This window comes from Vibrio sp. QJM3NY_27 (assembly GCF_057785955.1).
On the sequence record NZ_CM173512.1, the window covers coordinates 1,678,713 to 1,693,715 of the forward strand.

The 15,003-nt window shown below is 43.5% G+C and carries 12 protein-coding genes; 4 read left to right on the forward strand and 8 right to left on the reverse strand.

What is annotated here, in order from left to right; all coding sequences use genetic code 11:
• The first annotated feature begins 22 nt into the window (after positions 1-22).
• The gene (locus AC3CIA_RS23060; RefSeq protein WP_488519153.1) at positions 23-1,843 is read left to right on the forward strand and encodes a DUF2813 domain-containing protein; all 1,821 of its coding nucleotides are present in this window, start codon (positions 23-25) and stop codon (positions 1,841-1,843) included.
• A gap of 181 nt (positions 1,844-2,024) precedes the next feature.
• On the opposite strand, the gene AC3CIA_RS23065 is transcribed toward AC3CIA_RS23060, so the two are convergent.
• Both AC3CIA_RS23065 and AC3CIA_RS23070 read right to left on the reverse strand, forming a co-directional pair.
• Complete coding sequence (locus AC3CIA_RS23065; RefSeq protein WP_017079195.1) at positions 2,025-2,519, reverse strand: DUF1097 domain-containing protein; 495 nt, start codon at positions 2,517-2,519, stop codon at positions 2,025-2,027.
• Positions 2,520-2,723: 204 nt separating this feature from the next.
• Entirely contained in the window at positions 2,724-3,629 is a 906-nt protein-coding gene (locus tag AC3CIA_RS23070; RefSeq protein ID WP_009845304.1) for a LysR substrate-binding domain-containing protein, read from the reverse strand.
• A 272-nt stretch (positions 3,630-3,901) separates the two neighbouring features.
• Between AC3CIA_RS23070 and focA the strand changes: the two genes are divergently transcribed.
• Positions 3,902-5,353 carry a formate transporter FocA gene (gene focA, locus AC3CIA_RS23075; protein ID WP_054546901.1) on the forward strand — a complete coding sequence of 484 codons (1,452 nt, stop codon included), beginning with the start codon at positions 3,902-3,904 and terminating at the stop codon, positions 5,351-5,353.
• Positions 5,354-5,702: 349 nt separating this feature from the next.
• Here focA and AC3CIA_RS23080 read toward each other — a convergent pair whose 3' ends face one another.
• The 3 genes from AC3CIA_RS23080 to AC3CIA_RS23090 form a co-directional block, all read right to left on the reverse strand.
• On the reverse strand, positions 5,703-6,272 hold the full coding sequence (locus AC3CIA_RS23080) for a YceI family protein (RefSeq protein WP_004730890.1): 570 nt from the start codon (positions 6,270-6,272) through the stop codon (positions 5,703-5,705).
• The gene (locus tag AC3CIA_RS23085) at positions 6,269-6,808 is read right to left on the reverse strand and encodes a cytochrome b (protein ID WP_171328558.1); all 540 of its coding nucleotides are present in this window, start codon (positions 6,806-6,808) and stop codon (positions 6,269-6,271) included. Before AC3CIA_RS23085 ends, AC3CIA_RS23080 begins: the two co-directional genes overlap by 4 nt.
• A 185-nt stretch (positions 6,809-6,993) precedes the next feature.
• On the reverse strand, positions 6,994-7,239 hold the full coding sequence (locus tag AC3CIA_RS23090) for a DUF2164 domain-containing protein (RefSeq protein ID WP_017059821.1): 246 nt from the start codon (positions 7,237-7,239) through the stop codon (positions 6,994-6,996).
• A gap of 285 nt (positions 7,240-7,524) precedes the next feature.
• Between AC3CIA_RS23090 and AC3CIA_RS23095 the strand changes: the two genes are divergently transcribed.
• Together AC3CIA_RS23095 and AC3CIA_RS23100 are read left to right on the forward strand one after the other, a co-directional pair.
• Positions 7,525-8,160, forward strand: a complete 636-nt coding sequence (locus tag AC3CIA_RS23095) for a hypothetical protein (RefSeq protein WP_054546903.1) — start codon at positions 7,525-7,527, stop codon at positions 8,158-8,160.
• A 575-nt stretch (positions 8,161-8,735) separates the two neighbouring features.
• Positions 8,736-9,473, forward strand: coding sequence for an EAL domain-containing protein (locus tag AC3CIA_RS23100; protein ID WP_081279982.1), 738 nt, complete (start codon positions 8,736-8,738; stop codon positions 9,471-9,473).
• Between the two features lie 201 nt (positions 9,474-9,674).
• Here AC3CIA_RS23100 and AC3CIA_RS23105 read toward each other — a convergent pair whose 3' ends face one another.
• The 3 genes from AC3CIA_RS23105 to AC3CIA_RS23115 are packed head-to-tail and all read right to left on the reverse strand — an operon-like array spanning position 9,675 to position 14,874.
• Positions 9,675-12,734 (reverse strand): efflux RND transporter permease subunit, encoded by a 3,060-nt coding sequence (locus AC3CIA_RS23105; RefSeq protein WP_488519154.1) that lies wholly within the window; start codon positions 12,732-12,734, stop codon positions 9,675-9,677.
• A complete protein-coding gene (locus AC3CIA_RS23110; protein WP_488519155.1) occupies positions 12,731-13,786 on the reverse strand; it encodes an efflux RND transporter periplasmic adaptor subunit in 1,056 nt (351 codons plus the stop codon). The genes AC3CIA_RS23105 and AC3CIA_RS23110 overlap by 4 nt, the downstream gene beginning before the upstream one ends.
• A complete protein-coding gene (locus AC3CIA_RS23115) occupies positions 13,786-14,874 on the reverse strand; it encodes an efflux RND transporter periplasmic adaptor subunit (protein ID WP_488519156.1) in 1,089 nt (362 codons plus the stop codon). Before AC3CIA_RS23115 ends, AC3CIA_RS23110 begins: the two co-directional genes overlap by 1 nt.
• Positions 14,875-15,003: the final 129 nt, after the last annotated feature.

Genomic DNA, 15,003 nt, shown 5'->3' on the forward strand with positions numbered 1-15,003 from the left:
GCCTTCCGTTAGGAGTAAGCCTATGCAACTAGAAAGAATCGAGATTTCTGGCTTTCGAGGTATCAAGCGCATGTCACTCGCGTTTGACGAGCTAACCACGCTGATTGGTGAAAATACTTGGGGTAAGTCTTCTTTACTTGATGCTTTGTCCGTCGTTCTCCCCTCAGACGGTGTCCCATATCACTTCGAAATGACTGATTTTCATGTCGATTACTCGGTTTCACATCCACAGTCTCAACATCTTCAAATTGTTCTCGCATTAAAAGCCAATGACAAGAGCGAACTCAACGCTGGTCGTTACCGCAAGCTCAAACCTATATGGGTTCAAGATGAGTTTGGCGTCTATCGTATCTATTACCGAATCAGTGCCACATTAGAACAATATGAAACGACCACAAACTACGCATTTTTAGGTTTAGACGGTAATCCGCTCAAACTCCATCATTCAGAAAAGCTTGCTCAAGAATTAATGACCTTACATCCTGTGATCCGTTTACGAGACGCAAGGCACTTTGATCGCCCTTTCAACGGAAATTCACTCAACCACAATGCTCACCTGCCGACTAATGTTCACGCGAATAATGCAAACGTAAATGGGAACAACAATCCAAATAACGGACATGGGAACGGACATAATCACACGACCAATGGTCATGGCACGAATGGAAACGGCAGCAATGGCAACGGCAACGGCAACGGCAACGGCAATAGCAATGGCAATGGCAATGGCCGTCAGGCAAGAATAGAAAAGCGCATCGACAACACCTGCCGCCGTCTTATGGCGATACCCGGACATGTTAATAAAGGTGAAATGCGCAGTAGTCTTGAATCAATGCAAAGCTTAATAGAACACTACTTCTCATTTAAGAGTGTCTCACGTAAGAATCCGAGAAAACCGCGTGACGGGCTACTGTACTCAGCTGGAGCGAACGACAAGAGCATTCATCAATTGGTCGAGGAGACCAAGAATAAGCAAACTCGGCTGTTATTCATGGGCTTACTTAACGCTTATCTACAGGCCAAAGGGCCGACTGACTTAAGACGATGCGCTCGCCCTCTTTTGATCCTTGAAGATCCAGAAGGTCGACTGCACCCAACGCACCTAGCAAGGGCTTGGAGCCTAATGCAGAAGTTACCCATGCAAAAAATCCTTACCACCAACAGTGGCGATCTACTTGCTGCCGTACCACTTCAATCGATTCGTCGTTTGGTGCGTCAGTCCGATAAAACCATCGCTAACCAACTCAACATGAACCACTTTAGCAAAGATGAGCTTCGTCGAATTGGTTTTCATATTCGTTTCCATCGTTCAGGTGCTCTGTATGCTCGCTGTTGGTTATTGGTAGAAGGTGAGACTGAAGTTTGGTTGTTTAACGAGCTAGCCAACCAATGTGGCTATAACCTTGCTGCGGAAGGCGTTCAGATTATTGAGTTCGCTCAATCAGGACTAAAGGCATTGATCAAAGTCGCGCAAGAATTTGGCATCGATTGGCATGTCGTCACCGATGGTGATGCAGCAGGCAAAAAATATGCGGCAACAGTGCTATCTAAACTTGGGAACGATCAAGAGCGACATCGCCTCACAGAACTGCCTGACAGAGACATCGAGCACTACTTGTATATGAATGGGTTTGAGAACTTTTTCAGAGACATGGTTAAGATTCCTTACGATCACCCTATCCCAGCGAAAAAAGTCGTGGCTAAAGTTCTTAAGAAACACGCAAAACCAGATCTGGCTTTAGCGATCGTGTCTCATTGTGAGAATCAAGGACAAGACTGTATTCCCTTGTTATTAAGGTGGACGCTAAAACGTGTCATCACCATGGCAAACGGCAACACCTAAGCGCTTTAATTAATTGATAGGTGCTATTGGTTCTTCTGCAGATGAATTTTTTGACTGACTGGCTTAACCAAGAACCAAAAAAGGCACACCAAGTGGTGTGCCTGTATAAATCGATATACAAATTAATTGGGGGTTATCTTGCAAGAGTTTACAGTCACTAAACTACGGCTTAACGTATTAATTAGGCCTTAGCTTGCTTAGTGTGTTGTTCAACCACTTCCGAAGATTGAGTCGATTTCTCGTGAAGCCATAGCCCCGTTGCTTTCATCAAGTATCCAAATACACCACCAAGCAGTAAAGATGGTACTACAAGTTGCCAATCGCCACCTGCAGCAAACGTCGCACAACAACCAATGAAGGTTCCTGGGATATAACCTAGCCACGCTTGTTTCGCTTGGATACACATAAAGAAAGCCACAATAGCGGTAATCATATAGCCTAAAATCTCTAACCCTGCGAAGGTTGAGCTTTCGATAATCACCATTGCCCAGAATACGCCTGTCATGTTGGTCAATAAGCTACCGGCTAGCCCTTTAACGCCGCCTGTTGGCGAAGCAAAATAACTGGTGCAACCTAAGAAACCTGCCCATGACAATAAGCCGAAAGAGATAGCAATCCATCCCCATAGACCTGACAAAATACCTGTTGTTAATGAAATCGCGACTAATGTACTCATACTATTTCTAAAGCCTAATTACGTAATTCATCGCAACCGGATTTAGCCTCACTTAAAATCAAGTAAGCATATTATGGGAAGAACACCCTTTTTTAGCCGATCTCGATCACATTAATAATGTATGCGAACATGCATTTATCACCAGATAGAGACCGAAATCGCTTATTCAACATAAATAGTTATTAGTATTCTATCAAATCTACCTTACAGAACCGACGGTTTGCCTTTCATCATGCGCTTACCCTCTCGCTTAATACACTCAGCAAGCGGGTTTTCGGCCATATCAGCACGCCAGATAAACGAAAGCGTACGTTCCATTTCAAGCTCAGGAACATTCAAGGTAACGAGTTGACCTGATTCAACAAACTGTTCGACATCGAGATAAGGTAAACACGTTAAATATGGGCCGTTTGCAACCAAACTTCTTAAAACAGGAACGTGTTCATACTCTCGCCAAACATCAAGATCACCAATTAAATGATGAATAGAGCTATCAAAAACTTTGCGAGTACCCGAACCATGTTCACGTAATACCCATTTTGCTTGTTCTAATTGCGCCAAGCTTACTCGTTCACGCTTCGCAAAGGGGTGATGAGCCGATGCAACCACCGTTAAATGGTCAGTACACCACACTTCTTGGTGAACTCGGTTGTCATCACAACGACCTTCGATAACACCCAAGTCATATTGATAATCTAATACGCCATCAATAACCGCATCGGTACTTTGTACGCCGAGCGAGATTCGCATCTCAGGAAAGTCGTTATCAATAATACTGATGAGGTCAGGAACAAGGTGTTCCGCTGGTGTTTGGCTTGCACCGAGTTTGAGCTCTCCACTTAGTAAGTGCTGCTCATAAAAACCCATCTCAATTTGCTGCGCATCTTGCAGTAAACGCTTCGCTTTAGGCCTTAGCCACATACCCCAATGAGTAAGGGCCATTTGCTTGCCCTGCCTTTCAAACAAGGGCCTGCCGAGCATTTTTTCCAACTGTGCAAGAGACATACTTGTCGCCGATTGAGTCAACGCCAATCTGTCTGCTGCTTGACTGACACTCCCGGAATCTGCCACTGCATCAAATACCGCGAGTTGCTTTAATGAATAACGCAAAATTCATCCTTAATTCTTTTAATAACTTGTGTCCTGTTGCTCGTTTTTCTTAAGCCGATGAGCAATCAATTTCATTCTACGCGTAACCCAATCTATATCAATAAATTTGATGTGGTTTCTAAAAATTATCAATTTTACCTCTACCCCTCTACCCCCTAATCTGGAATGGCAGGACACAACGAGCCCTGCAAAAAATCACTGATTAACCATTACGGATTAACCAAGTCGTTAACACTAGGAATTACACATGACGGATTGTTCAAGGGGGGGATATGGCAACCAGCACTTCTGAAAATCAGCAGCTGTTCTCGCCAACAGAAATGATGGCGGAAGCCGAGAAGTTTGCATTAAGCAAAGCAAATAAAACCAGCAGCATGACATTGAGTTTGGCAATCATGGCTGGCGCATTCATCGGGCTTGCTTTTTTATTCTACATCACGGTGACCACGGGTAGCGCTGATGCTGGATGGGGATTGAGTCGTTTAGCCGGCGGTCTTGCATTCAGTATGGGGTTAATCCTGATTGTGATTTGCGGTGGCGAGCTGTTTACCAGTTCAGTGTTATCAAGCATTTCATGGGCTAACAAGCAGATAACCTTCACCAAGATGTTGTCTATCTGGGGCAAGGTCTACGTCGGTAACTTTATCGGTGCCATGTTCCTATTGGCTTTGGTAAGCGCAGCAGGCTTATATCAACTGGATGGCGGTCAATGGGGCTTAAACGCTCTGAACATTGCTCAACACAAGCTACACCACAGCCCTGTTCAAGCTTTTGCTTTGGGTGTGCTTTGTAACTTATTGGTGTGTTTAGCGATTTGGTTAACGTTCAGCTCTGCGAACGCCATGACCAAAGCAATGATGACCGTATTACCCGTTGCAATGTTCGTTAGCTCAGGCTTTGAGCACTGTGTGGCGAATATGTTCATGGTTCCACTAGGCATCACGATTCAAACATTCGCACCAGAGAGTTTTTGGATGCAAATCGGAGCAACGCCTGCTCAGTACGCAGACTTAAACATCATGAAATTTGTCACCGCAAACTTAATACCAGTGACAATCGGCAACATTGTAGGTGGTTCAGTATTGGTCGGCTTAGCTAACTGGAGCATTTACCGTCGCCCGCAGCTGAAAGCAGCAAAAATTACAGCAATTACACAAACAACAGAAATTACGTCAGTTAAGGAAATCACTATGAACACAGCAACGACTATCAAGCAAATCATGAACACTCAACCAATTACACTGAGCGTAGAAATGCCTACATCAGTCGCAATTGATTCCCTTCTAGACGCTCAACTTGTTAGCGCTCCTGTTTGCGATGTTGAAGGTCGCCTAGTGGGTATCTTCTCTGTTCATGACGTAATGGTTGACCTTTGGTGCCAAGACTACATTCCGACTAAAGGCCAGAAAGTGGTAGACCTAATGAGCCGTGACGTAGTCGCTATCTCTGCTAGCGATAAGTTGGTCGATGTTGCTGAATTCCTATGTATCGACAAAGAGCAACTTTACCCTACTACAAGCATGGGCTACGCCACTCGCCTGACTTCTCTTTCTCTAGAAGAGCGTGCAAAAGCGATGAAAGTAAGCCAACCACATATGCTGCCAGTGTTAGAAAATGGCGTAATGGTCGGTGTGTTAACTCGCATTGAAGTGATGCAAGCACTACGTCCAATCTACGGTGACCGACTAAACGTGGTTCCAAAGGCTGAACTAGAAACGGCTTAACGCAAGACGAATTGACTAACAAATAGTAACTTAACCAAAACAAAGCTGGATGATTAGGGATTAGTCGTTCACTTAGGAAAATCAGTCATGGCAACGTTGACTGGCTAGAAGTAAATGGTGGCTTAAGACGCAGTAAAAGGTTTGACACAAAACAGACCCAAACGCGTCGCCATTTACCTCAATAAAAAAGGCGCAAAATGAAAACTTTGCGCCTTTCTCTATATTTTAGCTATTTTACTACTTTCCCGATGACTAACTAACTAGCCAGCTGCTGACCTCTTTAGTATCGACCAAACTTTTGATGTTTCTAAAAAATGTTGATACCTGTCAGCGAATATTGAAAGCTAGATTATTTCTTTACACCTTCAACGTGCAGATCCATGTCTACATAGCTTGAAGCGCCCATTACTGGAATGTTGAAGTCAGCAAGCTCTAGACGAGTTGTACCAACGAAACCAGCACGCTCACCGCCCCATGGGTCTTGACCAGCACCAATGAATTCAGCTTCGATAACGATAGGCTTAGTTACGCCATGAAGTTTAAGGTCGCCCATAACTTCAAGTTTGCCGTCGCCTTTATCAACCACTTTCGTGCTGTTGAATGTAGCATCAGAAAACTTGCTTGCATCGATGAAATCACCGCTACGGATGTGCTTATCACGTTCTGCGTGGTTTGAGTCAAGACTTGTAGTATCAACCGTTACGTTTATTTTAGACGCTTCAACGTTGCTTTCATCAAATGAGAAATCACCTGAGAACGTGTTAAAACGACCTTGGATAAAGCTGTAACCTAGGTGGCTAACTTTAAAGTTAACTGAAGCATGCGCACCTTTTGTATCAATCACGTAATCAGCGGCGTTCGCAGCGAAAGGCATTGCCATAGCAAGTGCTAATCCTGTAGCGATAATTGACTTTTTCATTTTGAAGCTCCTATCATTTTTCGTAGCGTATCGTCTTTGTCGATAACGTGGTGTTTTATCGCCGCTAAGGCGTGCACTGATGCCATAATGATCAGTACCCATGCAGCATAGTAGTGAATCGTTCCTGCGAGATCCGATTGGTTTTCAAATAGCTCACCCATACTTGGAACAGTGAACCAATTAAACACCTCGATCCCACGGCCATCTGATGTTGAAATCAAATAACCTGAAATAAATAAAACCGCTAGGTTAATGTACATAAAGCCGTGCGCTATCTTAGCGGCTGCAACTTCATAACTTTTGCCTTCCACCTTAGGTGACGCGGTAACTAGTTTCCAAAGCAAACGGAGAACAGTAACTGTAGCCAAAAGAATGCCTACCGAACGGTGGTAGTCTGGCGCTGTTTTGTACCACTCGCTGTAGTATGAAAGATCAACCATCCATAGGCCTACACCAAATAAGCCAAATATTGCGAGTGCTGAAATCCAATGCATTGCTCTTGCTAAGGGATTGTAATTTTTAACGTTGTTGTCCATGCATCTGTTCCGAATGTTAACGAGTCGTGTAATTTTGAAAAGCGTACCCTACACTAAGTTTGTGTAACATATTATTTACCAAGCTTTACATTAGTTACATCATTTCAAATTAAACAAGTTATTCAAAATTTTTGAACAAGTTGCCTTATTGACAAATTTCTTTGTCGAACAATCGCTTGCTGATTCTATATTTCAACGATTTGTTCAATTTCATAGAGCTCATCTGAGATATCTAACATTTTTCGTTCCATGACTTTCTGAGCATCTTCTATCCCCTTGTTGTAATACACAGCACCAAACTTTTTGCTAATGAAGTCGACCAAAAATTCCGTGTCGAACTGACCAAGTTCCACATCGAGTTCATCTTGAAGGTACTTTTGAAGCGTATGAGTGAGTTCAGACTTTTGTTTCGAATCTAATTGAATAGTCATGAATGTTTCCAAATAAAGAGTAAGTAGATCAATTGTGATTAGCTGACTAAGATTAAGCTAGCCACCAGTAACTTTGCTAACTAAGCATAATCCTTCTAACTAATTAGAATTCCTCATAATTTAGAATACAGACCATTGAAGTGCCAGTGCTATCCATAAAATCGCTCGGCAATAGCTAATTTTGATAGAGGGATCAAGAACTCGCACTTTGGCGATAGGTAATGGAACCTCAATTACCGTACTATTGCCCATCAATAAGATAGTAACTATGTATAAGGGACTTCATTGTTATTAGATCTAGTGATTAAAAGCGTCAATCAATTTCAAGATGATTGCCTAAAGCTATGTGAACGCCACTACCCTACGGTACACAATCAAGGAATCAGTGAGCATCACATCGGCAAAGCCTTTGCCCGACGAATGGAACACACCTTTGTTAGCTTTAACCATGCAAGCAACATCAGCCCACTCGAAATGCTCTCTTCTGGTGAAAACCCTCGACACTTCCGAATCTCTTCTGAAATAGGTACCGTTTGGATGATCAGCCATCATATGGTGAGTGCAGGAAAAACCTGTCGTAAAAAGTTGATGCTAGACATTCATAACTGGCAGCAAGAGTATGGATTTGCCATTCAGCCAAATGACGTTTTGATTATTGTCTCCGACCATTGGATAAGCCGAAGTAAAAACAGTAGTGAGTTGTTACATTGGTGGATGGGAGAACTCCCAGACGAGATAACGGAATACAGCCAGCAGGGCATCACCCTAAGAGAGAGTGATTCTCAATTCGCTTCCGATTTAAATAACAATTTCAGAATCAGCCCTTGCTTTATTAAATTCAGCCACCCACTCAAACGGTCAGGAAATCAACAATTGGTTCGTAAATACCTGCAACTTTATGCGGTACTTCAATGGCAGTGATAATACGGGTCAACTTTTTCATTCAATATTGAAAGTAAATTGTTAGACCTTCATCCCAATATTTTATAAAAGACAACTCATTCCTTGTTCATTAATTATTCGAACCTTCTGTTTTAATTATTAATAGTTGTTGTACTTGCCGTCTCGATTTTGAGAGATAGATACCATTTCTATGTAACTCGCTTAGTCTCTCTGTTTTGTAACTTTGACATTCCCCCACAATCTAAGCCTTTAACCCTACTTTTCTCTGGTGTATCAGCATTCTAGCCTTATATTGGCTGGGGTTAATATGAGAGACGTTACTTAGCCATTAAATTCACTGCAACTATCAAATATAGTGAATGATAAGTAAATTTAATGGCTAATGTCATTTATCATGCTGATTTTTCGTTAATTATATTTATTTAAATATTGACCCTACAAATGAATTTTTATTAATTGACAATTTACTTACACCTGTCAATATTGTGACAGCCATGACGTATATTTTCGTCATTAAATAAACACCTTTATTAGCGACTATGATTTTATCAGACAGAAGTGAATTTATTAGCTGTATATCTGTGGATGCCGATATGCAGTTTATTGCGAAATATCAAGACTTAACACTTAGAAGTGTCTATCAACCTATATTTGACAGTTCAATGACTCAGATAGGCGTTGAGGCTTTGGTTCGTATTTCGAATAGCAAAGGGGATGTTGTTCGTCCTGATCACTTCTTCCATTCCGACGATACCTTGTGCACTGACAAGATCAATGTAGAAAGGCTGAGTCGCGCTATCCATATCCGTAACTTCGCGCAATCGAATATTCGTCATTTACACCTCTTCCTAAACGTTCTTCCAAACGTTGGTGAGCTGTTTGCCGCAGAAAAAGTCAGTGACAGCCTGTTGGCTAAACGCCTGCATGAACTTAACCTTTCATGCGAACAAATCGTCATGGAGCTGGTAGAACTGAATGCAGAAAGTGAAGAACGCTTGAAAGATGCTGCTCACTCTCTCGCAGAGAACGGCTTTCAAATTGCTGTTGATGATTTTGGAACACAAGCGTCAACAGAACAGCGCGTTCGTCATATTAATCCTCATATCATCAAGATAGATCGCTCTGTCATGTTGGATTTTGAACAAGGCGACACAAGCGAGATGGAATTGGTTCTTAGCCTTGCTAATCAAATTGGTGCTAAGACCGTAATCGAAGGTATCGAAACCGAACAACAGCTCGCAGCAATGCAAAGCTTAGGCTTCGATATGTATCAAGGCTATCACTTAGCCATGCCAAAGCCGATTGAGTTAGATCTCCGCCTCGCAATCTAGAACTGCCCCCTATTCCCTATTCCCTATTCCCTATTCTACAGGAAGCCGCTTTACCATTGGTTAGCGGCTTTTTAATACCTATCTCTTTCTTAACGCAACGCTCGCTGACGCTATAGTCCCTTAGTCGCCAAATCACACCCATAAAAAAGCCCAGTCAAAATTGACTAGGCTGGCTTAAAAGAATCTATTTTATATCATTCCCTAATAACCCGCAGTGGACGGTTTGATTCTATATAGAATAGCGAACATCACTGGTACTACTATTAGCGTTAGTACTGTAGCAAAGCCTAAGCCTGCCATGATGGTAATCGCCATCGAGCCGAAAAATGCATCGAATACCAAAGGAATCATACCCAAGATAGTCGTCAATGCTGCCATAGATACCGGTCGTACACGACTAATCGCGCTGTCGACAACCGCTAGGTATGGGTCTTTACCTGTTGAGAGTTCGGTGTTGATCTGGTCAAGCAGGACGATACCGTTTTTCAAAATCATGCCGCTTAGGCTCAGTAGGCCAAGGAACGCCGTGAAGCTGAATGGCATATTGGTACCTAACAGACCAATCGAAACACCAATGATAGAAAGTGGTACCGTAAACCAAATCACAAGTGGCTTACGAAGCGAATTAAACAAAAGCATGGTGATGATAAACATCAACAAGTAACCCATTGGCAGTGAACCAAATAGAGATTCTTGTGCATCTTTCGAACTTTCGTACTCACCACCCCAGCTAATGTTGTAACCTGCTGGTAGCTCTAATGCTTCTACCTTTGGTTTAACACGAGCAAACAAGCTAGCCGGCGTTTCATCACCCAATACATCGTGATCAGCCAGGACGGTTAGCGTACGTTTTCTATCACGACGTTGAATCAGTGGTTCAGACCATTGAAGCTCTACACCATCAATCACTTGTTCAACGGGAATGTAGGTTTGTAGCGATGGGCTCCAAATCTTCACATTGTTCAGTGATTCAAAATCAAAACGCTCTGCTTCAGGTAAACGCGCAACAATAGGCAACATATGAGTACCATCACGCAGTAAACCGATGTTGTAGCCACCAAACGCCATCTGTAACGTCTCGGACAGATCCGTCTTTGAAATACCAAGACGACGAGCCTTTGATTCGTTAAACAGTGGCACTAGCTCTTTGGTACGTTCACGCCAGTCGTGACGAACATTTCGAGAGCCTGGGTCCGCTAACAAGATGTCTTCCACTTCAACCGCAATACTGCGCAAGATTTGTGGGTCGGCACCACTAATACGAGCCTCGATTTTTGAAGCTGGTGACGGGCCAAACTCAATCAATTTGAATTGGAACGTAGGTTGTTCAAATTTGTTGGCTAAGTCCTTGTCTAACTCTTCTAGGACTTCGAACATGGTGTCACGGTCAGTGGTTCTTACTTGTAACTGACTGTACGCTTCGTAGCTTTTCTCTGGTTGGTATGTCAGCGCGAAACGTTGCATGCCCTGCCCAACCGTTGTGGTTACAAACTCTACGTCGTCTTGTTGACGAATGTAGCTTTCGACTTTTTCTGTCTGCTTGATCGTTTCACGAACATCAGTACCTTCCGGCATCCACATGTCTACATAGAACATTGGCGTGTTTGATGGCGGGAAGAACTGCTGTTTCACCATACCAAAGCCGACAACGGAAACCGCTAATAGCGCAACCATGCTGACAACAGTAAGCCATCTAAATCGAAGCGCTACTTTCAGGCACGCACCAAATACAACGAACAAGATGCCTTTGTAAGGGTCTACGTTTTCATCAACCTTGTCTTCTTCTTTAAGCAACATCTCAGCCAGGAAAGGCGTTAATGTTAGCGCCGTTACCCAGCTCAAGAATAGCGAGAAACACAATACCCAGAACAACGAGCCCATGAACTCGCCCGTTGCATCTTTCGACAAGCCGATAGGTGCAAAGGCTGTGATAGCAATAATGGTTGCACCTAATAGTGGCCATTGTGTTTGTGTCACGATGTCTTTCGCTGCTTCAAGCTTGGTTTTGCCTTTCTTCAAGCCAACTAAAATACCTTCAACGACAACAATCGCGTTATCCACCAGCATACCCAGTGCGATGATCAAAGCACCCAGCGAGATACGGTGCAGTTCAACATCGTTGTAGTCCATAAGAATGAACGTACCGAATACAGTCAGCAACAGAACCAAACCAATGATCAAACCACTGCGCAAGCCCATCGCGAACAGAAGTACGATGATAACAATTGCGACCGCTTCCACTAGGCTGATCAAGAAATCAGCAACAGACTTGTCCACTTCTTGTGCTTGGTTGTAGAAGTAATTCAACTCAACACCGGCTGGCTTAATGCTTTCTAAACGATCCAGTTCGGCATCTAACGCGCTACCAATTTCGACGACGTTTACGCCTGAAGAGAACGCAATACCTAGGTTAATAGCTGGCTTGCCGTTGTAAGTTAAGACATTGCCCGGTTTTTCTTGGATTCCGCGAGTGACCTCAGCAACATCTTTCAAACGAATCAGATTGCCAGTGTCACGACCATGAATGATTAGGTTTTCTAGCTCTTCAACTGTGCTCAGCGTACCGTTAGGTTTGATCGTTAGGCTTTGACCATTGAGCATTACCTCACCTGCCGATACCACACTGTTTTGTTGTGCTAACAGTGACGTTACCATCGACATATCTAGGTTCAGTGCTGCTAAACGCTCAAGTGACATCTCAACAAACAATTGCTCTTGTTGGTCACCCGCAATACTTACTTTGCCGACACCATCGACCAATTCGATTTCACGTGTTAGGTAATCTGCGTACTGTTTTAGCTCGACATAATCGTAGCCATCACCAGTCAGCATGATCATCACACCAAATACGTCACCAAAATCATCAATGATCTGAACTGAGTTAACACCACTTGGTAGTGTTGGCTGTAGATCATTGATTTTACGACGCATTTCATCCCATATTTGTGGTAGCTCGTCTGGACCGTAGTCCATCTTCATGCTCACCATAATTTGGGATATGCCATTCGATGAGGTCGAAGTGATCTTGTCAATATAAGGGAGCTGTCTTATCTCTTTCTCAAGGGGATAAGTCAGTTCTTCCTCAACTTCCATTGACGTAGCGCCAGGGTAAGTTGAAATAATCATTGCATCTTTAATGGTAAAAGCTGGGTCTTCTAAACGGGATAGATTACCAAAAGACGTCACACCGCCAATGGCCAAAATGACTAGAAACAGCCAGCTGATTACTTTGTTCTTTATTGAATATTCTGCGATGTTCATTCTGCTTTTCCTGACAATTTGATTCCGTCACGGAGTTTTCTTAGATTCGAGTTTACGAGTCGATCACCTTGCTCAACACCATGAGCGATTAATGCGCCTTGGCCACTGATCTTGTCGACTTCTACTTCGCTTTTGAATGCTTGTCCGTCTTCCATTTTCCACACATAAAACTGATTCGCTTCAGAACCCGCTTCTAAAGTTGTCATTGGTAATTGGTAGCCTTGAACATCGCTCAAGCCAGCTTTCGCCATATCCACGTTCACCGTAACGCTGGTGCCCGGCAGGATTTCGTTTTTAGGTTGTTGCATCTGCATCCAAAATTCGTAAGTACGCGATTGCGGGTGCAATTCACTGGTGTGCTCCAAATACGTCAGTGGATATTGGCCAGTGTGACCGCCAAAGGTCGCCTCAGGACGATAGCTATTTGAACGCATGTCTGGACTGATCGATGCCAAGATCGAATCTGATACTTGAATTCGTACATATACCTTGTCGTTCTGGTACACGCTTAATAGTGTTTCACCCGGTATCGTGTTTTCGAAACGTTGCTTGTCCACGGTAGAAACGGTCCCGGAAAATGGCGCTAAAAGCTCTGTGTAACTTAGCTTGCGCTCTGCAGCCGCCAAATTCGCTGATGCCAGCTTATAGTTAGCCGTTAGTTGGTCTAGCTCTGACTGCGACAACATCTTGCTACCAAACATCTCCGAACCACGGACCAACTGTTTGCTCGCCAGTTTGAATTGAGAGTTAGCATCAGTAAGATCTTGGAGATACGTTGCGTTGTCTAAGGTCGCAAGTAACTGCCCTTTTTCGACGTTGTCACCGGCTTCTACCAAGACTTGTTGGATTTCGCCTGCGAGCTTAAATGCCAAGGGGGTCAATTCAGCGGGCATTACCTGACCGTTAAAACTTCTGAATTGATCAGTCAGCGGCGCGCCAACTTCAAAGGTAGAAACTAGCAGAGGAGGTTGTTCACGGTGTACGGCTTCACTGTTACAGGCTTGAAGCAACATAGCCGACGCGACAACAATTGATAATTTGGAAAGGTTCATTAAATACCTCCCTCACGTAACCAAGCTTTTACTTGCTGTCCATCGGATAACACATCCACACCCGCTTCAACGATAAGGTCGCCAGACGACAATCCATCAATAACCTTGCCTTGCTCATCAAGAAGGACTTGTACTTTAGAAATCAATTGAGAGTCAGGGTTATAGCGCCATAGCTCACCATGGTCAGCTTCTTTGGTTAACCAAGCTGAATCAACAATGCCAATACCGTAGTCAGATTTATGCTCCTGAACTTCAACTTGCGCTGTCATTCCAGAAAGTAAATTGATGCCTTCCGGCTTTTCGATGGATACAACCGCTTGGTAGCTGTTGGTGTCTTCATCTGGTTGTGTAGAGATTTCTTTAAAGCGAGTCGGGATACGAATACCACGGTGGCTATCCATCACAACCCACATGTTTGAGCTCGTTAGGTCTTGAATAGAACGGTCTTCAAGCTTTGATACTGGAATTGAAAACGTCACGTCCATCTCACTGTGATTCAAAATATTCAGTACAGGCTGCTTTTCTGCGATCAATTGATATTGTTTTCCAAACACCATCGATACCACGCCATCGAATGGAGCAACTAAGGTGGTGTAGCCAAGGTTTGTTTTTGCTTGGTCCAACTCAACGTCAGCGGCAGTAAAGGTGTTCACGGCTTGGTCGTAGTAATCAGTACTGACTAACTTTTTCGCGTACAACTCAGAAGCTTGTTTGTATTGGCTATTTGCAAGATCAAATTTTGCTTGTGCTGCATCAACCGCAATACGGTAATCCGTCGCATCTAATACGGCGAGCACCTGACCTTTCTTCACTTCTTGTCCCATACGAACATCGAAGGTTTCAATATCGCCTCCTACTTGGAAGGAAAGCGCAGCACGGTCGGTTGCATCCACTTTTGCGATAAAGCTATCAAGCTCGATATCCGTCTGCAAAGGAATCTCAAACAGCTTTACAGGCTTAACAACTTGAACCGTTTCTTCTGACTGAACCTTATTACATCCGGTCAAAGAGCCTGCGAGCAATAGTGCTGCAATCACAGCTCCCATGCGCTTGCTCGATATGGCATTGATAGACAAATTGGACTGCATGATGTCTCTCCATTTAATTATTATGATTTATTACACAGGTGGGCAGTATATTCAAAATTCCGTAATCCACAAGCTTTACTTTCCACCTGTGCAGTATTTTTTATTTGAGTAAAAACAGTGTAGAATGTG

Excerpts from the sequence above, each read along its gene's own strand:
- AC3CIA_RS23115 (WP_488519156.1), bottom strand. The coding sequence starts at position 14,874 with ATGCAGTCCAATTTGTCTATCAATGCCATATCGAGCAAGCGCATGGGA.
- AC3CIA_RS23060 (WP_488519153.1), top strand. The coding sequence starts at position 23 with ATGCAACTAGAAAGAATCGAGATTTCTGGCTTTCGAGGTATCAAGCGC.
- AC3CIA_RS23080 (WP_004730890.1), bottom strand. The coding sequence starts at position 6,272 with ATGAAAAAGTCAATTATCGCTACAGGATTAGCACTTGCTATGGCAATG.
- AC3CIA_RS23105 (WP_488519154.1), bottom strand. The coding sequence starts at position 12,734 with ATGAACATCGCAGAATATTCAATAAAGAACAAAGTAATCAGCTGGCTG.
- AC3CIA_RS23110 (WP_488519155.1), bottom strand. The coding sequence starts at position 13,786 with ATGAACCTTTCCAAATTATCAATTGTTGTCGCGTCGGCTATGTTGCTT.
- focA (WP_054546901.1), top strand. The coding sequence starts at position 3,902 with ATGGCAACCAGCACTTCTGAAAATCAGCAGCTGTTCTCGCCAACAGAA.
- AC3CIA_RS23100 (WP_081279982.1), top strand. The coding sequence starts at position 8,736 with ATGCAGTTTATTGCGAAATATCAAGACTTAACACTTAGAAGTGTCTAT.
- AC3CIA_RS23085 (WP_171328558.1), bottom strand. The coding sequence starts at position 6,808 with ATGGACAACAACGTTAAAAATTACAATCCCTTAGCAAGAGCAATGCAT.
- AC3CIA_RS23065 (WP_017079195.1), bottom strand. The coding sequence starts at position 2,519 with ATGAGTACATTAGTCGCGATTTCATTAACAACAGGTATTTTGTCAGGT.
- AC3CIA_RS23090 (WP_017059821.1), bottom strand. The coding sequence starts at position 7,239 with ATGACTATTCAATTAGATTCGAAACAAAAGTCTGAACTCACTCATACG.